The organism is Alistipes sp. An54, from assembly GCF_002159375.1.
Classification (GTDB): domain Bacteria; phylum Bacteroidota; class Bacteroidia; order Bacteroidales; family Rikenellaceae; genus Alistipes; species Alistipes megaguti.
Genome location: NZ_NFIA01000001.1, coordinates 51,560 through 74,184, shown reverse-complemented (window position 1 = coordinate 74,184; position 22,625 = coordinate 51,560). Strand labels below are relative to the sequence as shown.

At 61.4% G+C, this 22,625-nt stretch carries 16 protein-coding genes and 1 tRNA gene; 12 read left to right on the top strand and 5 right to left on the bottom strand.

Translation table 11 applies throughout. The features are described 5' to 3' along the window. Positions 1-12: 12 nt before the first annotated feature. The 5 genes from B5G09_RS00255 (at position 13) to B5G09_RS00235 (ending at position 7,702) form a co-directional block, all read left to right on the top strand. Positions 13-948, top strand: coding sequence for a phosphodiester glycosidase family protein (locus tag B5G09_RS00255; protein ID WP_087403555.1), 936 nt, complete (start codon positions 13-15; stop codon positions 946-948). A 26-nt stretch (positions 949-974) separates the two neighbouring features. Further along, the gene (locus B5G09_RS00250) at positions 975-2,768 is read left to right on the top strand and encodes an IPT/TIG domain-containing protein (protein ID WP_087403554.1); all 1,794 of its coding nucleotides are present in this window, start codon (positions 975-977) and stop codon (positions 2,766-2,768) included. An 18-nt stretch (positions 2,769-2,786) separates the two neighbouring features. Continuing rightward, a complete protein-coding gene (locus tag B5G09_RS00245) occupies positions 2,787-4,043 on the top strand; it encodes an IPT/TIG domain-containing protein (RefSeq protein WP_087308993.1) in 1,257 nt (418 codons plus the stop codon). A gap of 74 nt (positions 4,044-4,117) precedes the next feature. Beyond that, positions 4,118-6,106, top strand: coding sequence for an SGNH/GDSL hydrolase family protein (locus tag B5G09_RS00240; protein ID WP_162608214.1), 1,989 nt, complete (start codon positions 4,118-4,120; stop codon positions 6,104-6,106). A gap of 15 nt (positions 6,107-6,121) precedes the next feature. Then, entirely contained in the window at positions 6,122-7,702 is a 1,581-nt protein-coding gene (locus B5G09_RS00235; protein WP_087403854.1) for a beta-N-acetylhexosaminidase, read from the top strand. Positions 7,703-7,762: 60 nt separating this feature from the next. On the opposite strand, the gene B5G09_RS00230 is transcribed toward B5G09_RS00235, so the two are convergent. Next, a complete protein-coding gene (locus B5G09_RS00230; RefSeq protein WP_087403853.1) occupies positions 7,763-9,265 on the bottom strand; it encodes a glycoside hydrolase family 97 catalytic domain-containing protein in 1,503 nt (500 codons plus the stop codon). Positions 9,266-9,420: 155 nt separating this feature from the next. Between B5G09_RS00230 and B5G09_RS00225 the strand changes: the two genes are divergently transcribed. Then, the gene (locus tag B5G09_RS00225) at positions 9,421-9,831 is read left to right on the top strand and encodes a winged helix DNA-binding protein (protein WP_087403552.1); all 411 of its coding nucleotides are present in this window, start codon (positions 9,421-9,423) and stop codon (positions 9,829-9,831) included. Continuing rightward, a complete protein-coding gene (locus B5G09_RS00220) occupies positions 9,828-12,371 on the top strand; it encodes an FAD-dependent oxidoreductase (protein WP_087403551.1) in 2,544 nt (847 codons plus the stop codon). Before B5G09_RS00225 ends, B5G09_RS00220 begins: the two co-directional genes overlap by 4 nt. Positions 12,372-12,475: 104 nt before the next feature. Here B5G09_RS00220 and pncB read toward each other — a convergent pair whose 3' ends face one another. The 3 genes from pncB to B5G09_RS00205 all read right to left on the bottom strand — a co-directional run bounded on the left by pncB (position 12,476) and on the right by B5G09_RS00205 (position 15,669). Then, on the bottom strand, positions 12,476-13,681 hold the full coding sequence (gene pncB / locus B5G09_RS00215) for a nicotinate phosphoribosyltransferase (RefSeq protein ID WP_087403550.1): 1,206 nt from the start codon (positions 13,679-13,681) through the stop codon (positions 12,476-12,478). Positions 13,682-13,855: 174 nt separating this feature from the next. Then, positions 13,856-14,755: an AraC family transcriptional regulator gene (locus B5G09_RS00210; protein WP_087403549.1), complete on the bottom strand. Its 900-nt coding sequence runs from the start codon at positions 14,753-14,755 to the stop codon at positions 13,856-13,858. A gap of 5 nt (positions 14,756-14,760) precedes the next feature. Then, complete coding sequence (locus B5G09_RS00205; RefSeq protein ID WP_087309090.1) at positions 14,761-15,669, bottom strand: helix-turn-helix domain-containing protein; 909 nt, start codon at positions 15,667-15,669, stop codon at positions 14,761-14,763. A 392-nt stretch (positions 15,670-16,061) separates the two neighbouring features. Between B5G09_RS00205 and B5G09_RS00200 the strand changes: the two genes are divergently transcribed. The 3 genes from B5G09_RS00200 (at position 16,062) to B5G09_RS00190 (ending at position 19,652) form a co-directional block, all read left to right on the top strand. Next, on the top strand, positions 16,062-17,480 hold the full coding sequence (locus B5G09_RS00200; protein WP_087403548.1) for an MATE family efflux transporter: 1,419 nt from the start codon (positions 16,062-16,064) through the stop codon (positions 17,478-17,480). Positions 17,481-17,595: 115 nt separating this feature from the next. Continuing rightward, the gene (locus B5G09_RS00195; protein WP_087403547.1) at positions 17,596-18,480 is read left to right on the top strand and encodes a DUF3737 family protein; all 885 of its coding nucleotides are present in this window, start codon (positions 17,596-17,598) and stop codon (positions 18,478-18,480) included. Continuing rightward, positions 18,477-19,652, top strand: a complete 1,176-nt coding sequence (locus tag B5G09_RS00190; RefSeq protein WP_087403546.1) for a MalY/PatB family protein — start codon at positions 18,477-18,479, stop codon at positions 19,650-19,652. The genes B5G09_RS00195 and B5G09_RS00190 overlap by 4 nt, the downstream gene beginning before the upstream one ends. A gap of 77 nt (positions 19,653-19,729) precedes the next feature. Here the strand turns inward: B5G09_RS00190 and B5G09_RS00185 are convergent. Continuing rightward, a tRNA-Ser gene (locus B5G09_RS00185) sits at positions 19,730-19,821 on the bottom strand. A 129-nt stretch (positions 19,822-19,950) separates the two neighbouring features. Between B5G09_RS00185 and B5G09_RS00180 the strand changes: the two genes are divergently transcribed. Together B5G09_RS00180 and B5G09_RS00175 are read left to right on the top strand one after the other, a co-directional pair. Then, a complete protein-coding gene (locus B5G09_RS00180; protein ID WP_087403545.1) occupies positions 19,951-21,333 on the top strand; it encodes a hypothetical protein in 1,383 nt (460 codons plus the stop codon). 18 nt (positions 21,334-21,351) lie between these two features. Next, positions 21,352-22,527: a DUF4861 family protein gene (locus B5G09_RS00175; RefSeq protein ID WP_087403544.1), complete on the top strand. Its 1,176-nt coding sequence runs from the start codon at positions 21,352-21,354 to the stop codon at positions 22,525-22,527. Positions 22,528-22,625: the final 98 nt, after the last annotated feature.

The window sequence follows — 22,625 nt, the reverse complement described above, 5'->3', positions numbered from 1 at the left end:
AAACGTAGCAACATGAATCTTCTGAAATATTCGCTCTGTGTGCTGCTGGCGGCGGGCTGGAGCTGTACGAAAGAGTACGAGATCGAGGATACGGATTATCGTCCCGTAACGGAGATCGGGCGTCGTCTGGCGTCGGATTGTCCGGCTGTGGCGCGTATTTATGCGGATACGACCTTCCTGTTGGGGCTGGGGGTCGAGCAGACCGATCTGCATCTTCAAAAGATGAACGGCGAGGTGATGCGCGTCTATCTGACGCGGGTGGATCTGAACCAGCCGGGCGTCTCGCTCGAGGTGGGCATGCCCTACGACGCCGACGTGACGAGCAATTTCCAAAAACAGACGTTGAGCGGGATCGCCTCCTACTGCGACCGGCCGGGACATCGCATTGCCGCTCTGGTCAACGCCGATTTCTGGGATATCTCGACGTTGGAGATCCGCGGTCCGATCCATCACAACGGCAAGATCCTCAAGGATACGTTCATCTACACGGACCGGCTTCCGCAGCAGGCGCTGAGCTTCTTTGCCGTGACCAACGACGGCAAGGCGCTGATCCGCGATTCGGTTGAATACCGGAGCCTGGCCCCGACGCTCAAGGAGGCGACGGGCAGCGGAGTGATCGTGCTGCGCAACGGTGTGCTTTCGGGTCAGAACTATGAGGGCACCGATCCGCGGACGGTTATCGGCTATACGGAGCAGAACGTCGTCTACATGATGGTGGTCGACGGCCGTCAGCAGTTGTGGAGCTATTACGGCATGACCTACGAAGAGTTGGGGCAGTTCATGCAGAGCCTGGGCTGCCGGTGGGCGGTGAATTTCGACGGCGGCGGCTCGTCGCAGCTGGTGATCCGGCATCCCAATGCCGATCTTTTCGAGGTTCACAACCGCCCCTCGGACGGCAGTGAACGGGCGGTGGTCAATGCCTGGATGGCCGTTGTGGATGAACCCTGATCAATCGACTAAAAGTTGTTGAAACCATGAAAAATCTGATTCACATATTGATATGCGCTGCCGGACTGTTTCTGGCGGGCGGCTGCAGCGACGACTCGGACGTGAGCGGAGGAGTCTCCGCGCCGGAGTTGTTGTCGATCATCCCGAAAGCGGGGTATGCGGGTAATGTGGCGATTATTTCGGGCAGTCATTTCAGTCCGGAGGCCGATCGGAACACGGTGATGATCGGTCAGGCCCGGGCCGAGGTTACCGCGGCGACGTCGACCCGTTTGACCGTGCTGCTTCCCGAGAACACTCTGGGCAGTTATTCCGTGCGGGTGACGGTGGATGGGTTGAGTGCCGAAGGTCTGTCGTTCACCTATGCGCCGGCGCCGGATCCTGCCGAGCTGGCGCTGGTATCGGTGCTTCCGACGAAGGCCTATGCCGGGGATCGGGTGCTGATCCGTGGGACGGGCTTCAGCCGCGATCCGGAGCAGATGCTCGTCGAAATCAACGGTGCGCGGGCCGAGGTGGTCGAGGCTACGGAGACTACCTTGCAGGTGGTTCTTCCGGAGAATCCCGCCGGCACCTATCCGTTTACGGTGAGCCTCGGAGACAAACACACCGAGGGGCTCCTCTTCACCTACCTGCACAAGCCGACCCTGTCGCTTGCGTCGGTTGCGCCGCAGCGCGGATATGCCGGTAGTGTCCTGACGATCACTGGCGAATGCTTCTCGGAGACGCCCTCGGAGAATCTCGTGGAGATCAACGGCCGGGCGGCTGTGGTGACGGGGGCTACGACGACGACCCTCACGGTGGAGGCTCCGGAGAATCCGGCGGGAAGCTATCCGATTCGCGTGACGGTGGACGGCAAGACGGTCGAAGGGCTGATGTTTACCTACCTGTTCGGCAAGTATACGCTTTCGACGTGGCTCGGTATGGCCGGTCGGGATATTGACAAGGCGTTGGTTGACGGAGCTCCGGATGAGGTCCGCTTCAACATGCCTCACGGACTGGCGCTCTCGCCCGACGGCACCTCGCTCTGGATTATCGACCGCGGCAACAATGCCATTCGTCGGACCGATCTGCAGACGGAGATGACCACGACGATCGTCCGTTCGGGACAGGACGGCGTGACGGTCAATGCGCCGTGGCGGGGCAGCTTCAACTCCCGCGGAGACTTCTATTGTGCCAACAAGGCTGCGCGGAATATCCTCCGCGTGACGCCCGACTATACGGTTTCGGTCGCCATATCGGGGTTGAGCGATCCCCTGGACGTTCGTTTTGATGCCGGAGACAACCTCTATGTGGTGGATCGCGGCGTGAAGTCCGTCCTGAAGTATGCGGCGCCGGACTATACGCAGTCGAGCACCTTCGCGACCTTTACGGGAGGTCCGTTGGCCGCGGATTTCGATCCGGCAGGCAATCTGCTGGTCGCGCTCAATGACTGTACGATTGTCCGCGTAGCTCCGGACGGCAGCCAGCAGGTTGTGGCCGGCAACGGAACGGCCGGAACGGATGACGGTACTCCCGGAGAGCCGACGACGGCCCGGTTCCAGGCCGAGTTGTGGGGTATTTCGGTCGACGATACGGGCAATGTCTATATCCTCGACTCGAAGAGCCATACCATCCGACGGCTTGCGCCCGATGCGGAGGGAGATGTGGCCAGGGGTACGGTCGAGACGGTCATCGGTACGGCCGGCAAGAGCGGAGCAACGGACGGAATCGGCAACGAAGCCCTGCTCAAGACGCCATACGACGTGCTGGTGGCATCGGACGGCAAGATGCTTTGGATCTCCGACTGGGGGAATTTCCTGGTCCGGAGGGCAACGGTCGAATAATGCGAAAAGAGAGAAACCATGATACGAAAAAGCATAATTACGTGTGCCGTACTCTGTATGGCCGCATTGGGCTCGGCCTGCCGGCAGGAGGATCCGACCCATCATATCGAAGAGCTCCGATTGATCAACATCAAGCCGACGACCGGCATGAGCGGTGAGGTTGCCGTCATTCAGGGAACCAATTTCGGGGCCGAGATCTCGCAGAACCGCGTTACGATCAACGGGGTTGAGGCCCGGATCCTGAACGCCTCGAGCGGGGAGTTGCGCATCATCCTGCCCGAGAATGCACCGGGCGCCTATCCGGTGAAGGTGGAGGTCGGCGACCGGCAGATCGAAGGGTTGAAATTCACCTATCTGAAGGCCTCGTCGAGAACCTTCCTGGTGAGTACGATCGTGGGCATGACGGGTAACAAGAGTACGGTGGACGGTATCGGGACCAGTGCCACGACCTGGTTCCCGACCGGCCTGGCCTATGCTCCGGACGGCAGCATCTGGTTCACCGAACGCGGTAACCGGGCCATCCGCCGTCTGTCGCCGGGCATGAGTGTCGAGACGCTGGTCTCGAGCACCGAACTGGATAATCCCTGGCACGGCGGATTCGACGCCGACGGCAATTACTACGTGGCCAGCAAGGCCAACGGCCGGGTGATCCGGATTACGCCCGATCTGAAACTGACGACCTTTGCTTCGGGTATCAACAACCCGATGGCCTGCCTTTGTGACGAGGCCGGAAACGTCTACGTGGCATCGCGCGACCATCAGAAGATCATTCGTTACACGCCCGACGGTGCGGCTTCGGATTTCATTCTCTTCGACGAGTTGAAGCCGAACTGCATGTGCCGGGATGCTGCAGGCAATTTCTTTGTCGGCGGAACGGACTTCGGCCGGATCATGATGGTGACTCCGCAGGGTGAACAGCGGATCATTGCCGGGGACGGGGATCCGGGCAGCGGAATCGACGACGGAGAGCCGGGCAATCCGCTGACTGCTCATATCGGCAATATCTTTGCGCTGGGGCTCGATGCCAACGGCGTGCTCTATATGGCCGACTGTACGTATCATACGATCCGTATGCTGACCCCCGACGCTTCGGGCGACTACACGAAGGGTACGCTCGAGACCATTGCCGGCACGGGTTCGGCCGATTGCCTCGACGGCGAGGGACTGAAGGCCGCTTTCAACAATCCGTACGGCATTCTTCCGTCGGCTGACGGCAAGACGATTTATGTGGCCGATGCGACGAACTGTCTGATCCGCATGATCACCGTCAAATAGGATTTCATCCGGTCGGGGCCGGTCTCCAACGTATCGGAGCCGGTCCCGACTTTTTCTCCTGCGCCATGAAATATTTGTCTCTTCTGTTTTTCCTGTGCTGTATGGGTACGGTCCGGGCCCAACTGCACTATGTCGAGGCCTCGACGCTGGGTATTTTGCACAAGTGCTGCTCGACGGAGCAACCCTACCATCGCGTCGATACGAGCCGCTATCCGACCCTGACTTCCGCACAAAAGGAGTTGTTGAGCCAGGGTGCGGGACTGGCCGTCGGCTTCACGACCGACAGCCGGACGATCGGCGTGCGCTGGCAATGCCGGCCGCGCAAGCCGCTGCACAATGCCAGTGACATTGCGCAGAGCGGTCTGGACCTCTATGTGCGTGATTCGGGACGCTGGGTCTATGCCGGATCGGCCGTACCGTCGGCAGCGGAGACCCTTTCGGAGTCGGTTCTGGTTCGTCGGACCGGCACCGAACCGTTGGAATGCCTGCTCTATCTTCCGTTGTTTCGCGAGGTCGTGTCGCTGCAGATCGGAGTCGACCGTGGCTCGCGGCTATCGGCGGCCGACGGATGGCCGGGCAACCGGGTAGTGGTCTACGGTTCGAGCATCACACATGGCATCGCCGCGAGCCGTCCCGGAATGGCCTATGTGGCCCGTCTGTCACGTGCCATGGGGCTTGATCTGTGCAATCTGGGACTCAGCGGCAACGGGACAATGACCCCGACCCATGCCCGAATCCTGGCCGAAACCCGAGCCGACGCCTTCCTGCTGGACTGCTTTTCGAATCCGTCGGCGGAGGTGATCCGGCATCGGCTGCGCCCCTTCGTCGATACGCTGCGACGTGCGCATCCGAACGCTCCGCTCATCTTCCTGCAGACGCTCTACCGGACACACCGTCCGTTCAATCCATCGCTCGATGCGGCCGAGTCGGCCAAGCGGCGTGCGGCCCGTGAGGCCTTTGCCGGGTTGCAGGCCCTGGGATATCGGAATATCTGGCTGCTCGATCCGGGGCTGGATACGGGCGTCGACCGGGAGGGAACCATCGACGGAACCCACCCCAACGATCTGGGAATCGAGCGGATCGTCGACAGACTCCTTCCGCAGCTGACAGCCATTCTTTCGCGTTGCGGGATCGGAACTGCGGCCGTAAACTCCCCAACGGGGGATTGTCCGGGCGGGGAATTGAGGAGATGGCCGGCGACTGATCCTTCCGTGCGCTATGTGGGGAGGGTGGCGCGTAGCGGCGACGGGAGTGTTTCGTTCGACTGGACGGGAAGCTACCTGACGTTGTGTTTCACGGGCAGCAGCCTTCGGATGCGGGTCTCCGATACCGGTCGCAACTACTACAACCTGCGGATTGACAACGATTCATCGCGGGTGTTGTCGACCTTTGGCCGCGATTCGTCGATTCTGCTGGCCTCGGGGCTTGGACCGGGCATCCACCGTCTCTGGCTGCAAAAACGCACCGAGGGACGTGAAGGTCGGACCACGATTCACGAATTCGCCACCGAAGCCGGGGATTCCCTGCTTCCTGATACGTTGCGCCGCAACCGGCATATCGAGTTCATCGGGGATTCGTACACCTGCGGTTACGGCGTTGAAGGACGGAACCGTCATGAGCATTTCCGGGCCGAGACCCGGAACAGCGATCGAACTTACGCCTGTCTGACGGCCCGCTCTTTTGATACGGACTATACGCTTGTTACCCGTTCGGGGCGTGGTGTGGTTTGGAACTACGGAGAGAAACGCCGTCTTTCGCCGGTTGCGGGTACCATGACGGGGCGTATGATGCATCTTTACGATGAGGTTGATTCGCTGCTTTGGGATTTTACGCGCAGTCCGTGGCATCCGGATGCCGTGGTGATCAATCTGGGGACGAACGACTTTTCGCGAGGTCTGCATCCCACCGACCGTCAGTTCTGGCGTGAGTGTGAGCGTCTTCTGGCGCAGTTTCGCCAGGTCGGACGACCATCCCAACCGTTCGGGCCAATGCAAGATTGCCCTGCAGCTGATTCCCTATGTTGCCACATCGACCGTTTGGCCGATGCCGCCCAATGCGATTGAATGATGGATGGTAAGATGTTGAAAACCGTCGGATTGCTGCTTTTTTCCATGTGGTTTCCGTCGGTCTGGTGTGAGGCGGGAATCGTTCCCAAACCCTTGTCGGTCATCGAGCGGCGGGGGACCTTCCGAATCACGCCGCATACCCGGCTCTATGCGGCGGAGGGCTTGGAATCCGAGGCTCGGCTTTTTATGGCCGATATCGTTCCGTTGCTGGACCATGGAATTGCACGGTCGGAGCAGCTGCGGGGGGCGGATATCGTGTTGAGACTCGATTCGGCGCTCGAGGCCGAGGAGTACCTTTTGCAGATAGCTCCCGGCCGGATGACGCTGAGCGGGGGTACGCCGTGCGGAGTTTTCTATGCGCTGCAAAGTCTGCGGCAGTTGATTGCCGAACACGGAGCCTCGATCCCGGCTCTGGAGATTCACGATAAACCCGATATGGTCTATCGGGGGGCCATGTTGGATGTTTCGCGTCATTTCTTTCCGGTTGAGGAGGTCAAACGGTTCATTGATCTGCTGGCGCTGCACAAACTCAACCGTTTCCACTGGCATCTGACCGATGATCAGGGGTGGCGTATCGAGATCCGCCGGTATCCCCGTCTGACGGAGATCGGGTCGCAGCGCCGTGAAACGCTTGTGGGGGTTATGCGGGAGGGGAAAACGATGCGTTTCGACCACATCCCCTATGGAGGTTACTATACGCAGGACGAAGTGCGGGAGATTGTCTCCTATGCGGCTGCGCGGCATATTGAAGTGATTCCCGAAATTGACATGCCGGGGCATGGAATGGGGGCTTTGGCAGCCTATCCGTGGCTGGGGTGTACGGGCGGTCCCTACGAGGTCTGGACCCGATGGGGTGTCAGCGAGGATCTTTATTGTGCGGGCCGGGAGACGACCTTCACCTTTATCGAGCATGTTCTGAGTGAGATCCTGGCACTTTTTCCATCCCGGCAGATTCATATCGGCGGCGACGAATGTCCGGTTACGCGATGGCAGGATTGTCCGCAGTGCCGGCGTCGGATGCAGACGGAACGGTTGGCCGACGAGACGGCTTTGCGAAGCTATTTCGTACGACGCATCCAGCAGTGGCTGCAGGCCCGTGGACGGGAGATCATCGGCTGGGACGAATTGCTCGAAGGGGAACTCTCCTCCGAGGTGACCCTTATGGTATGGCGGGATCCGGCTCATGCCTACGAAGCCATTCGACGGGGCTGCCGCGTCATCCTCTCTCCCAAACAGTATTGTTATCTGGATTACAGTCAGACGGCAGATCCCGTTCGTTACGAACCTCCGTGTCATGACACGCGATACGTGCCGTTGCGCCAGGTCTACCGTCTGGAGCCTTTCGATCGCCTGCGCCCCGAAGAGCGGTCGCAGGTCCTTGGAGTGCAGGGAAATGTCTGGACGGAATATATGCCCGGCATGGAGTGTGTGGAGTTTATGATTCTGCCTCGTTTAGCCGCTTTGGCCGAGGTGGGGTGGGCCTGTGAACGGAAATGCTATTCCGATTTTATGACTCGGATGCCGGTATTGATTGCTCTGTACGAGAAATTGGAATATCGGTATGCGGATTATGTTTTTCGGGGAATCGAGTAGGCCGGCGAAGAGCCGCGTATGACTGGGCTGCCGGCCCCGAAAGACCGGCAGCCCGGAAAGTCATTGGCGGACGAAACGGATGACACATCCGGCATTGGACTGAAGGGCGACCGGAATGGATGTGTCGGCCTTTAGCGTACGCTCGGAACGGAGGAATCCGTTTTTGCCGTCGTCTTCGAGGATTGTCGCTCTCCAGAGCCCCGGGCCCAGAAAATCAAGCGGGATCTTGCCCTGAAAATTTATGGCGGCAGCGGCTGCCAGATACCAGGTTGCCCCCGAACGGCGGGCCATCAGGGCCAACTCTCCGATGCGGCTCTGAGGCAGTACGACGGTTTCGTCCCAGCATGTCGGCAACTCCCGCAGAAACTCGACCGCTGGCTGCAACCGCTTCTCCTTCAACAGATAGAATGGGTTTTCGGCCAATGTAATCAATGGAGAGCCGATCAGATAGGCACATGCGAGTTGTTGGGCAGGGAGGACGTCTCCCGGCATGGAGAAGGCGACCGGAGTATAGTCGGCCGGGCCCGTTACGCACCGTGTGAAGGGGAGTGTTGCACTGTGGGAGGCCGGGATGTTGCGGTTTTCATCGCCCGGAAGGGTCTTTCTGTCGGAGACGGAAATCCCGGCAGCCCGCATGCGTTCCAGATAGTTTGCCGTAATTCGATTGAGCTCCAGACCGCGAACGCCTTCCCGGGTAAGTTCGTTGGGATAGGTGCGGCTTTCTCCCGAGGGCTTCTGACAACCGTGGAAGTTGACCAGCAAATGCCTTTTGGCCGCCTGTTCGAGTACCGCCGTCGTGAAACGGATCTGTTGCAGCCCTTCTCCATTCATGAAATCAATCTTCACGCCCCGGATGCCGCACCCGGTGACACTGTCCAGAAAATGCTGCAGTTCCGCATAATTGTCCGCCGGATCGTTGAGTCGTTTCCAGTGCCGCCAGACGAAGAGCCCCACCCCTTTTTCGGCGGCATGGTCGGCCAACTTTCGGAGTGTATTCCATTTGTCGGGCAGCTCTTCCCACCCTTCGTCCAGCGTGGAATATTCGTATCCCATCGAGGCGGCGAGGTTAATGACCTCCCGCTCTCCTTCGAGCGTCATGTAACGTCCGTCGATGCCGCTCCACCAGCTCCACAGCGAACGCCCCGGACGGATCCACGACATATCGGCAAAGAGGTCCGGATTCGGGGCCGGATTGAGATTGGTAATCAGGTCCGTGTTGACGAGCTGGTTGAGGTTCTCGGCAACGATCAGAACCCGCCAGGGTGTCATGACGGTATCGTGGAGCAGGAATCCCCAGACACCAAGGACGGGAATGCCCGGGGTGTTTATTGGGCGAATTCCTCGGCTGCCAAGGCGGGTGACAATTCCAATAATTCGAACCGCATGCTCTTTATGAGCGGTCAGGTTATCGTGAATCCCTATCAGCGGAGCAATGCATACAGCGTTCGTTGTATTCGGGATGTGCCTTTGGAAACGACCTCGTTGGAGGATTGATCTGAATTGCTGGAAGAAAAAAGAGATTCCGGGACCATCAGGTTTCGGAATCTCTTTTTTGTGGATCATGTCGGCCGGCTCCGGAAGCGTTATCTCCTGAAGGGGACGGAGGGTATCAGCGCCTGTTCTATTTTCCGGAGGGGCGCGTGTCCGATAATAATTTTCCAATAAAAATAGTTTTTAATGGAAAATAATTTTATCTTTGTGACGAAAAGATCGAAAAGATGGAACCAATTTGCCGTATCAAGGAGATTTACAAGGCGCTGTACCAATTTGAAAAGGCGTTTGCCGAGCGTCATGGCATTACGATCAACGAGGCGATGCTGCTCTGCTGCCTGAAGCAGGGTGGGGCCCGTACGGCCGGAACGTTGTGTGATTTTGTCGGGCTTTCGGGGCCGCGAGTCTCGAAGGTCATCACGACGGTCGAACGGAAGGGGTATCTCCACCGCACGATCAGTCCGCAGGATCGTCGCCAGATGCTTTTCTCGCTCACGGAGCTCGGGGCGGAGAAGATCCGTCAGATGCAGCACGAGACCCTGGGTTTTGACAAACTCTTCGCGCAGTTGAAGGCCTTCGTGGCGACGGAGCAGGACCCCGAATCGGAAAATCAATCACACAACCATACGAACCCATGAAGATTCTTATTGTCGGAGGGGTGGCCGGAGGGGCCACCGTGGCGGCCCGCCTGCGCCGCTTGGACGAGCAGGCCGAGGTGATCCTTTTCGAGCGGGGGAAATATGTCTCGTATGCCAACTGCGGACTGCCGTATTACATCGGCGGGACGATTGCCCAGCGGTCGAAACTCTTCGTGCAGACGGTCAAGGGTTTCACCGACCGCTTCCGCATCGATATCCGCACCGAACAGGAGGTGACGGCGATCGACCGTGCGCGCAGGGAGGTGACGGTGCGCCGTGTGGCCACGGGCGAAACCTACGTGGAGACCTACGACCGGCTGGTCCTCTCGCCCGGAGCCGAGCCGTTGCGACCGCCGATCGAGGGGATCGACAGCCCGCGGATCTTCACGCTGCGCAGCGTTCCCGACACGGATGCCATCAAACAGTATGTCGACACACGGCACCCGCGGCGTGCCGTGGTCGTGGGCGGCGGATTCATCGGTCTGGAGATGGCCGAGAACCTGCACCACCTGGGGCTTCGGGTCGACGTGGTGGAGATGGCCGATCAGGTGATGGCGCCGCTCGACTTCTCGATGGCCGCACTGGTCCACCGTCATCTGACGGACCGCGGAGTCGGTCTCTATCTGAAGGATGGGGTGGCGCGCTTCGAGGAGCGGGGCGATGAACGGGTGACGGTCCATCTGCAGAGCGGGCGGCAGATCACGGCGGATCTGGTGATTCTGAGCATCGGCGTGCGCCCCGAAACCCAACTGGCCCGGGAGGCCGGGCTGGAGATCGGCGAGCGGCGCGGCATTGCGGTCAACGAGTACATGCAGACCTCCGATCCGGCGATCTACGCCCTGGGGGATGCCGTCGAGGTGCGGCATCTGGTGACGGGACGTCCGGCGCTCATCCCGCTGGCCGGACCGGCCAACAAGCAGGGCCGTATCGCGGCCGACAATATCGTGCTGGGCAACACGCACATCTACGGGGGTTCGATCGGTACGTCGGTGGCCAAGGTCTTCGACCTGACGGTGGCTGCGGCCGGCGCCAATGCCAAACTGCTGAAGGCCTGCGGCATCGAGTACATCGAGTCGTTCACCCACGGCGCCTCGCATGCGGTCTACTATCCCGATGCGCTGCCGCTGTCGATCAAGATTCTCTTCGCCCCCGGGACGGGGCGTCTGCTCGGGGCGCAGGTTGTCGGCTGCGACGGCGCCGACAAACGCATCGAGATGTTCGAGCAGATCATCCGCACGGGGGGTACCATCCATGACCTCACGGAGCTCGAACATGCCTATGCACCGCCTTACTCCTCGGCCAAGGATCCGGTGAACATGGCCGGCTATGTGGCCGAAAACATCCTCACGGGGCGTGTGCGGGTGATCCAGTGGCGGGATGTCGCCGCGCTGGGCGACGAGACGCTGCGCATCGACGTACGCACGCACGACGAGTTTGCCATGGGTTCGATCCCGGGCTTCGTGAACATCCCGCTCGACGAACTGCGCGAACACCTCGGCGAGTTGCCGCGCGAGCGCCCCGTTGTGGTGAGCTGTGCCGTCGGACTGCGGGGCTACCTGGCCAGCCGCATCCTCACCCAGCACGGATTCCGCGACGTGCGCAACCTTTCGGGAGGCTACACGACGTGGCGTGCGGCGACGGCCCCGGTTCCCGAACCCCGCGACGGGGAGGAGTGCCGTTGCGACTGCGCCCCGGTGCACGATTGCCGGAGTGTGGCGCAGCCGGGCTGTGCGGATGCCTCGACGGGCTGTGGCGATTCGGCGGCCGTGTCGCCGGAGGGGGAGAGTGCCGTGGTGGAGGTCGATGCCTGCGGGCTGATGTGCCCGGGGCCGGTCCTGCAGTTGAAGAAGAGTTTCGAGGCCCTGAAGCCGGGCGGACAGCTGCGCATTACGGCCACGGACCAGGCCTTCGGACGCGACGTGGCCTCGTGGTGCCGCATGACCGGAGCCGAACTGCTCTCACTCGACACCTGCGGCGGCAAGGTGCGGGCGCAGATCCGCAAGCCGGTGCCGGCTGCAGCGTCGTGCTGCGGTGCACGGCCCGAATCGGTCTCCCGGCAGGCAGCGTCGGCCGACAACAAAACGATCGTCGTCTTCAGCGATGATCTGGACCGGGCGCTGGCCTCGTTCGTCATCGCCAACGGAGTGGCGGCGACGGGAAAGCGGGTGACGATGTTCTTCACCTTCTGGGGGCTCAACGTCATCAAGAAGCGTCGCAAGCCGGCCGTGCGGAAGGATCTGATGGGGCGCATGTTCGGCTGGATGCTCCCGTCGCACAGCGGACGGCTGCACCTTTCGAAACTCAATATGTGGGGGCTTGGTAGCCGGATGATGCGCGGCATCATGCGCCGCAAGAAGATCTCCAGCCTCGAGGAGCTGATGCGTCAGGCGCTGGACAGCGGCGTGGAGATGATCGCCTGCACGATGTCGATGGACGTCATGGGCGTACGGCGCGAAGAGCTGCTGGACGAGGTCACGTTGGGCGGCGTCGCCTCTTACCTCGATCGTACCGAGAAGGCCAACCTGAACCTCTTCATCTGAGTCCGGGCGTCCGAGTTCCGGACCGGAAGGCCGGGGCGGAATCGTCCACTCCGTTGCGGGTGACGATTCCGCCCCCGGTTGTTTCTGCCTGCGGGGTGTGCCGCTCAGGCCTTCCGGTTCAGCGCCGCCTGGAAACGGGCGATGACCTCGGGTTTTCCCGTGTGCTTGCCGTCGTCCTCGCTCAGCTTGCAGGTGTCGTTGTAGAAGGGCCACGCCTCGGTGATCCTGGCGGCCGTGAGCTTGATGACGATGTTCAACGGCCGGATGCCTTCGAAATCGTTCGTGAAGTGCGTGCCGATGCCGAACGACGGCTGACACCACTCCCGGGCGTAACGCTGTATCTCGATGGCGCGGTCCGTGTCGAGCGCATTGCTGAAGATGACCTGTTTGGTGCGCGGGTCGATCCCCAGCGAGCGGTATTTGTCGACGATTTTCTGCAGCTGCTCGCGGTTGTCGCCGCTGTCGATGCGCAGTCCCTTGAAGAGGTTGGCGAAATCCTCCGAGAAGTTGAGGCTGAAGATCTCCCACCCGAACGTATCGTAGAGATAGGTTCCCAGCGCACCGCGGAAGGTCTGCCGCCAGGAGTTCATGGCAATGTGGTTGGCCATCTGGGGGCCGTACATGCCGCCGATGGCCGAGACGAATTCGTGGGCCATCGTTCCGATGGGGGTCAGACCGTATTTCATGGCCAGGTAGACGTTGCTCGTTCCCACGAAGCGTCCCGTATGGCTCTCCGCGGCCGCCTCGTCCTTCAGCGCCCGCACGGCCGTATCCTCGGCCTCGAACGAGGCCCGGCGGCGCGTGCCGAGGTCGCTGAAGATGCATCCCGCCTCGAGCAGCCGCCGGGCCTTGAGGCGGCTGCGGCGGTAGAAGTCCCCGTAGTCGAGACGCCCGGTCTGCCCCGTCATCCGGTAGTAGAGCTCCGAGATGATGGCCAGCACCTTGACCTCGAGCAGAATCGTGTCGGCCCAGCTCCCCTCGAAATCCACCGTGAGGTGTCCCTCCTCGTCCTGGCTGGCGGTGACCCAGCGGCGGTTGAACCGATAGCCCTTCAGGTAGTTGTAGAACCAGTGGGGGATATAGGGGCAGCTCCGCTTCATGAAGGCGATCTCCTCGTCGGTGATGACCAGCGTTTCGAGCAGGGCGATCTGTTCGAGCAGCGCTTCGGCGAAGCCTGCGGGATAGCGCGTGCCGTCGCGGTCGGTGAACGAGTAGCGGACGCGAGCCCTGGGGAAGTTGTCGATGACGGCACAACACATCGTGAACTTGTAGAGGTCGTCGTCCGTAAAGTGAGAAATGATTCGCTCCATGTTGGTTGTCGGGTTTGGTCTTGTTGCGTATGCAAAAATACATCAGAGAGTGGGATGTTTGCAAGCAAAAGCGTCCGAAATCGGCTTTTCGGAACAATTCGGTGTATCCCGAGGCCCCGGCCGGCTCCGATCCCCTTCTTCCGGCCGCCCGACGTGCCGGCCTTGTCGCAATTCCTAATTTCTCGAGAAGCGGTATTCGTTGGGCGAAAAACCGGTTATCTTCTTGAACAACAGACTGAAATACTGTACGTTGGCGTATCCCAGATGATGCGCGACGGCGGCCGGGGAGTTTTCGGCCCTGAGCAGCAGGCTTTTGGCCGCATCGAGCCGCTTCAACTGGAAATATTCGTCAAGGCTCTTGCCGGTCTCGAATTTCAGCAGATCCTGGAGGTAGGGGACCGAAAGCCCCAGCTCCGAGGCACAGTATTGCGGGGAGATCCCCTCGGAGCCGCACCGAACGCCGGAAAGGAGGTATCGGTCGATCAGCGCCTTGAGTTGGTCGATCAGGGCCTTGTTCTTCGCTTCGCGCGTGATGAACTGTCGTTCGTAGAAGCGCGTGCAGTAGTCGAGCATCAGTTCGATGAGCCGCGAGAGGATGGTGGCGCTGTGGGTGTCGACGGCGTGCCGCAGCTCCTCGACGACGTGTTCCATGCAATCGGTGACGGTGGCGGCCTCCCGCTGCGAGAGGTGCAGGGCCTCCTGCTTGCGGTAGGAGAAGAAGGTGTAGTTGCGGATGAGATTCTTCAGGGAGGTGCGGTGGAGCAGGTCGGGAGCGAAGGCCAGCAGCCACCCCTTGTCGGGCAGCGCCCCGGCTTCGCTCATGCGGAAGATCTCGCCCGGTTGGAGGAAGACCATCGTGGCGCAGGTGTAGTCGTCCGACCGGCGGCCGCAGCCGCAGCAGCCGTCGTTGCACTTTTCGATGAAGAGGATGGCGTAGAATTCGAATTTCACGGCATCCTCTTGCAGGTCGGGGTGCTGCAGGTTGATCACGCTGATCTGCGGATGCAGCGTTTGGCAGTTGAAACTGCGGTTGCATTCGCATACGGTTCTGATATCCAGCGTCGAGGGCTTCATGGCGCTCAGTCGGTCTTTCGCGTGCGGTACTCGTTGGGCGTGCATCCGACGCGCTTCTTGAAGAGCCGGCAGAGGTGTTGCGGATACTGGAAACCGATCGAGTAGGCGATCTGGCTCACGGTCTGCTGCGTGTTGTCGATGCGCTCCTTGGCCACCTCGATGATCTTCTCCTGGATGTACTCCTGGGGGGTGTGTCCGGTCTCCTTTTTGAGCATGTCGCCGAAGTAGTTGGCCGACAGACAGAGCTTGTCGGCAAAGAATCGCACCGACGGAAGCCCTTCGCGTTCTGCCGTGTGGCCCTCGAAGTAGTCGTCCAGCAGCCGCTCGAAGCGGATCTGAATGTCGCTGTTGGCCTTCGTGCGCATGGTGAACTGCCGCTCGTAGAAGCGCGTGCAGTAGTTCAGCAGCAGCTCGATGTAGTTGACGAGCAGCCTGCGGCTGTAGCGGTCGACGTCGTGGCGCAGCTCCGTGCCGATGATCTTCAGGCAGTCGAGAATGACGTTGCGCTCCTCTTCGGAGAGGTGCAGCGCCTCGTTGGCCTCGTAGTCGAAGAACGAGTAGCGTTTGATGTTCTTTCCGAGTGCGGTGCCGGCCAGCAGGTCCGGATGGAAGAGGATGCCGTAGGCGTTGATCTGCGTTTTGGGGGATGTGGTGATGATTTCGGTCGACTGTCCCGGCGCAAAGCAGACGACGGTACCCTCCTGATAGTCGTAGGGCTGGCGGCCGTACCAGATGTCGCAGGCCTTCTCCAGTTTGAGGAACAGGGCGTAGATGCCGTAGTTCCAGCGGGTGTATTCGACGCGTCGGGTGGCCTTGTTCAGGTCGACGACGCTGACCAGCGGGTTGAGGGTTTCGAGCCCGTAGAGGCGGTTGTACTGATCGACCGTATCCAGATTGACGGTTCGGGAATCCATCGTTGTTTCCATCCTGCTTGTTGTTTACTGCTGCAAAGATACGCAGGAATGGCCGGATTCCGATAACCTTTCTTACGGAACTCGCCGGCGGTTTATAACCCGAGTTACGGATTTGCCCTTTCCGGGGGCCTACTCTCCGGCGAGGCCGGCCGGCGGCCGGTTCTGTAATCGGGGTCATAAAGGGGCGATAAATCCGTAATCCGTCTACATCGGATCCGGCGAAAAATTGCGATCTTTGCCCCGCGCAAACGGACTCCTGCACGGGGAACCGGATCGGCGATGCAATAAAACGTCCGGCGAACCGTTTACCGAGGAGTGCCCGGAGGATGGCAGGGATCTGCCGGTTCCTGCCGGGGTGCCGCAATGACAAGGGATCGAAAATGGAACGAACGATGAGACTGGCCAAACGGACCAATGAACTGCTGATTCTGATTCGCACGGGGCGGGCCATGACCTTGAGGGAGCGCCTGCAGCTGACCGTGCGGCTCAGCATCCCGGCCATCATTGCGCAGCTGTCGTCCATCTTCATGCAGTATATCGACGCCTCGATGGTGGGGCATCTCGGGGCCGAGGCCTCGGCCTCGATCGGACTGGTCTCGACCACGACATGGTTGTTCTGGGGGTTGTGTGCGGCCGTCACGTCGGGATTTTCCGTGCAAGTGGCCCATCGGATCGGGGCCGGCGATCTGGCGGGGGCCCGTGCCGTGGTGCGGCAGTCGATGACCGCCACGCTGCTCTTCAGTCTGCTGCTGGCGGCCGTCGGTGCAGCCATCAGCGGGCCGCTGCCCGCGTGGCTGGGCGGCGACCCCTCGATCCGGCGGGATGCCTCGCTCTATTTCTGCATCTTTTCGCTCTTCCTGCCGGCCCTGCAGATGAACTTTCTGGCGGGCGGCATGCTGCGTTGCAGCGGCAACATGCACATCCCGAGCATCATGGGGGTGGCGATGTGTGCGCTGGACGTCGTCTTCAACTTCTTCCTGATCTTCCCCACGCGCGAATGGGACCTGGCGGGGCTGACGCTGACCGTGCCGGGAGCCGGACTGGGCGTATGCGGCGCCGCATTGGGAACGGCGGCCGCCGAGGTGGTGGCTGCGGCTGCGCTGCTCCGCTATCTGTGGACCCGCTCCGAGACGTTGCGGCTGAGCGGCGAGCGGGGCAGTTTCCGCCCGCGGCCCGAAACGTTGAAGCGGGCCTTCCGCATCGGTTTCCCGATGTGCATGGAGCATGCGGTCATCTGTGGCGCGCAGATCATGACCACGGTCATCGTGGCGCCGCTGGGGGTCTTCTCCATTGCGGCCAACTCGTTTGCCGTGACGGCCGAGAGCCTCTGCTACATGCCCGGTTACGGCATTGCCGAGGCGGCTACCACGCTCGTCGGGCAGAGCATCGGGGCCGGACGGCTGAAACTCACGCGCAGCTTTGCCCGGATCACCGTTCTGACGGGCATGGGGATCATGGGGGTGATGGGTGTGCTGATGTATCTGTTCGCCCCGCAGATCATCGGTCTGATGACGCCCGTGGAGGAGATCCGCCGGCTGGGCGTCATGGCCCTGCGCATCGAGGCCTTTGCCGAACCGATGTTTGCGGCCTCGATCGTCGCCTACGGCGTCTTTGTCGGGGCGGCCGACACGATGGTGCCGTGTCTGATGAACTTCTTCAGCATCTGGGCCGTGCGGCTTTCGCTGGCGGCGTGGCTGGCCCCGACGCTGGGGCTCAAGGGCGTGTGGATCGCCATGTGTGTCGAGTTGTGTTTCCGGGGGGTGATCTTCCTGGTCCGGCTGGCGGGCAAACGGTGGCTCAAGCGGCGATGAGCGGCTTCAGTAATCGTGGTTATATTATCCGTAATTCGTCTACAGCGATTCGGCGCAATCTCCCGTAACTTTGCGGAAGCAAGGACGTAAAACCGACAAATTCAAATCAAGAGATATGGAAGTGATTAAAAATCGGGAGTTCGGGGGCGAGCGACCCCTGTTCGGTTCCCAAGACCTGCGCTTGGAGCAGGTGATTGTCCGGGCCGGGGAGTCGGCCATCAAGGAGTGCCGCAACATCGAGGCGGTCGATTGCCGTTTCGAGGGCAACTACCCCTTCTGGCACGTGCACGGCTTCCGGATCGACCGTTGCTATTTCGACGTCGGAGGGCGTTCGGCGCTGTGGTATTCCGACCATCTGAAGATGACCGATACGGTGATCGACGCCCCGAAGATGTTCCGCGAAATGCAGGAGATCGACCTTGAGGACGTCACGATGAACGATGCCGACGAGGTCTTCTGGCACTGCCGGGGCATCCGCGCCCGCAACCTGAAGCTGCACGAGGGGACCTATCCCTTCATGTTCAGCCGGGATATCTACGTCGACGGGCTGGAGAGCGACAGCCGGTATGTCTTCCAGTATGTGAAGGACGCCGAGATCCACCACGCGCGGATCACGACCAAGGATGCCTTCTGGGAGGTGGAGAACGTGACGATCTACGACTCGGAGCTCAACGGCGAGTACCTGGGCTGGCACTCGCGGAACCTGCGGCTGGTGAACTGCCACATCACGGGCGAGCAGCCGCTCTGCTATGCGGAGAATCTGGTGCTGGAGAACTGCACGTTCGGCGAGGATTGCGACCGGGCCTTCGAGTACAGCACGCTGCAGGCCGATATCCGCGGCGCGATCACCAACATCAAGAACCCGACGTCGGGGCGGATCGTGGCCGACGCGATCGGTTCGGTGACGATCGACCGGAACATCCTGCCTCCGGCCGATTGTGAGATCCGCCTGCGCGACGGCGGTACGTATGAGATCACCGATAAAACCCTCCTTCGATGAAATACGATTTCGATACGCCGGTCTTGCGACGCGGTACCGACTCCTATAAATGGGACAGTGCCGACCGAGACGACGTGCTGCCCATGTGGGTGGCCGATATGGATTTCCGGACGGCTCCGGCGATTGTCGAGGCGCTGCGGCGACGGGTCGAACACGGGATTTTCGGCTATACGCGGGTTCCGGAGAGTTATTACGAGGCCGTTACGGGGTGGTTCGCCCGGCGTCACGGCTGGACGTTCGACCGCCGGTGGATGATCTACACGTCGGGGGTGGTGCCGGCCCTCTCGGCGATCATCAAGGCCGCGACGCGTCCGGGCGACAAGGTGTTGGTGCAGACGCCGGTCTACAACTGCTTCTTCTCGTCGATCCGCAACAACGGCTGCGAGACGGTCACGTCGCCGCTGCGGCCCGTTGGCGATACCTATGAGATGGACTTCGGGGATCTGGAGTGCAGGGCGGCCGATCCGCAGGTGAAGGTGATGCTGTTGTGCAATCCGCACAATCCGGTCGGGCGGGTCTGGCGGCGCGACGAACTGCAGCGCCTGGGCGAGATCTGCCTCCGTCACGGAGTGCTGGTCGTCGCCGATGAGATCCATTGCGAACTGGTCTATGAGGGGCATCGCTATACGCCTTTTGCCTCGATGTCGGAGGAGTTCCTGCGCCACAGCGTGACGTGTGTCTCTCCGAGCAAGGGGTTCAATATCGCCGGGCTGCAGATTGCGAACATCGTCTGTGCGGATGACCGGCAGCGTGCACGGATCGACCGGGCCATCAACGACAACGAGGTTTGCGACGTCAATCCGTTCGGGGTCATTGCCACGCGTGCGGCCTACAACGAGGGTGGGGAGTGGCTCGACGAACTGGTCGGCTATCTTCATGCGAATTACCGGTACATGCGGGCTTTCTGCCGGGAGCAGCTGCCCGACTTCCCGATTGCGGAGCTCGAAGGGACCTATCTGGTCTGGATGGATTGCCGGGTGCTGGGACTTGCATCGGAGGAGCTCGAACGGCGGTTGGTCGACGAGGCCGGGCTGTGGCTGAATGCCGGAACGATGTACGGAGCCGAAGGGGAGGGTTTCATGCGCTGGAACATCGCCTGCCCGCGGACGCGACTCGACGAGGGTCTGCAGCGTTTCGCGGCGTTTGTCCGCTCGACCGGTCGTAGACGGTGAACCGGGGCGGAAGATATGAAAAAAACGCTGCAAATCACCTGATTTGCAGCGTTTTTTGTCTGGTCGATCCGCGGACCTGGCGGAGAGAACGAGATTCGAACTCGTGGTACGGGTTGCCCCGTACGTCGGTTTAGCAAACCGGTGGTTTCAGCCACTCACCCATCTCTCCGGGCAACGCTCACGGAGCTTTTGCTCCGAAAGGGTGTGCAAATATAGAATCTTTTTGTGGAAATACAAAATAAAGTGGGCGAAAATTCCTAATTTTGCCTTGCAACCAACCCCGAAACCCATTCTTCCGATGCTGCGAATCCTCCTTTTTTGTCTGTGCATGACGTTCGCTGTACCGGCCGTGCAGGCCTCCGAACCCGATCCGTTCGCACCGCAGCCGCTCACACAACTGCTTCCGATGCTCGAATCCCGCTTCGGAGCCCGTATCTCCTGCAAACGCTTCGATCCCGATACGGTGCGGATTTCGTATGCGGCATTCCGCTGTCGCCCCTATTCGTTGGACGAAAGTCTGGACAATCTGTTCCGCGCGACCGATCTGGTGTGGCGCCGTGCCGAGCCGGACGACGCCTCGCCCCGCATCACGATCCAACCCTACGAATACTACCGCCGTACGCTTGCCGACGGCGAGAAGCTGCTCGCCTGGCTTTCATCGCTCTGCGACGACCGCGCATCGTGGGAGCGGCGCCGCGGACAGCTGCTGACCGAGGCCCGCGCGGCGCTCGGACTCGAACCTTTCCGGCGGGCGCTGACGGCCGATCCCGACATCCGCCTCGGGCGCCGCATCCGCCACGACGGCTACGCGACGCGCAACTACGCCCTCGAGACGCTGCCGGGGCTCTACGTCTGCGGCACGATCTACGAGCCCCTCACCGGGGGACGCCACCCGCTCATCGTCTCGCCGGCCGGCCACTGGGAGGGCGGCCGCTACCGCCGCGACCAGCAGATGCGCATGGCCACCTTTGCCCGCATGGGAGCCGTAGCCGTCGACATGGACATCTTTGGCTGGGGCGATTCCGAACGGCAGGTGGGGCGCGAGGCCCACACGGCAGACTATGCCATGCAGATCCAGGTGCTGTGGTCGGTGGCGGTCACCGAGTGGATGATCGCTTCGCGCCGCGATATCGACACGACGCGCCTGGCCTCGACGGGCGGTTCGGGCGGGGCGACCCACGCGCTGCTGCTGGCGCTGTGCGACGGCCGCTTTGTGGTGCTGGCGCCGGTTGTGCACCTGGTGTCGCACTTCGACGGCGGCTGTCCGTGCGAGAGCCGTCGCCCGGTGACGCTGGCCGGCGGTGGGAGTTGTATGCCCGAACTGCTGGCTGCGGTGATGGCTCCGCGCCCGACGCTTGTGGTGAGCGACGGCGGCGACTGGACGGCGACCTATCCCCGGCTCGAATATCCCTTCCTGCAGCGCATCTGGAGCTTCTACGGTGCGGAGGCGAAGATCCGCAACGTCCATCTTCCCGACGAGCGGCACGACTACGGCGTCAACAAACGCCGGGCGGTCTACGCCTTTCTGGCCGAGACGCTGGGGCTTGACCTCACGGCCGTGGACGAGAGCCGCGTGGAGCTGCTCCCCGAGCGGGCGCTGCAGCGTTTTGCCGACGGACTTCCCGCGGGAGCGCTGCGCAGTCGCGGGGAGCTGGAACGGCTGCTCAAAACCTTGGAATAATCCGAAAACTGAAATGATATGAGACGAATTCTGCTGTTGATGCTTCTGCTGGGCTGCGTGTCCGGCCCCCTGACCGCCCGAACGCTGAAAGCCCACTATCGGGTGACGACCTCCGACCAGCGGCGCGACTGTCCGGTGGTCATCCGCGACATCCCGGACTGGGCCGTGAGCGCCACGGTCACCTCCGACGGGGAGACCATCCCCGTGCAGCTGGACCGGCCGCTGGGCGAACTGGCCTTCGTGGCGGATATCTCCGGCAGCCGGGAGTTCCGCGTGACCTATTCGTCGCGACCCGCGCGGCACGGCTACCCGAGCCGTATCCACGCCCAGATGTGGTTGAAGCAGCCCGACAAGACGCTGCAGGCCGCCGATACGGTCAGCTCGGCGCGTGACGACATGTATCACAAGCTGCACCACCACGGCCCGGCCTTTGAGTCGGAGTATGCCGCCTACCGCATCTACTTCGACAAGAAGCAGACGATCGACACCTATGGCAAGAAACACCCGCGGCTCGAACTGGCCGAGACGATGTGGTATCCGACTGCGGAGCAGATGGCCGCCGGATCGGGTTACGACAATCTGCGGGTCTTCGGCTCGGTGGGGGTCGGGACGCTCAAGGGGTGGGACGCCTCGAAGCGGAAGATGATCCACATTACGGATTTCGCCCGGCGCGAGGCGCGGATCCTGGCCCGGGGCCCCGTGCGCACGGTCGTGGAGATGCGCGTCGAGGGGTGGCGCTACTGCGGCCGCGAGATCGCCATGACGTCGCGCTATATCCTCTATGCGGGCCACGGTGAGGTGCAGGTCGAGAACCGCATCGAGGGCGACTTCAGGGGGCTGCTCTTCACGACAGGCGTGATGAAGATGGCCGAGCACCGTGTCGAGCGCGGCGAGGATTGGGTGGCCGCCTGGGGATGCGACTTCCCGGAGAACGACACGCTCAAGTGGGAGCGTGAGAGCGTCGGGCTGGCCGTGGCGTTGCCGGCCGCGCAGATTGTCTCGCGGCAGGACGACCGGACGAGCTGCCTCTTCCAGCTGACGCCCGACGCGCAGGGGCGGATCGACTATGCCATGGGGATGTGCTGGCGGCGGAGCGAGTGGTTCGACGGGCTGAGCGACGAGGAGTGCCTCCGCCGGCTGGAGTCCTCGGTTGCCGAGGCGCGCAAACCCGTCGCGGTGGAACGTGTGCGGTGATTTTGCCGCAGATTTGAATAAAAGTACATCGTTTACGTCAAAAATTCCCGGTTCGATCGGCGGTGTATGTGTACTTTTGTATACCTGAAAAGGATTGA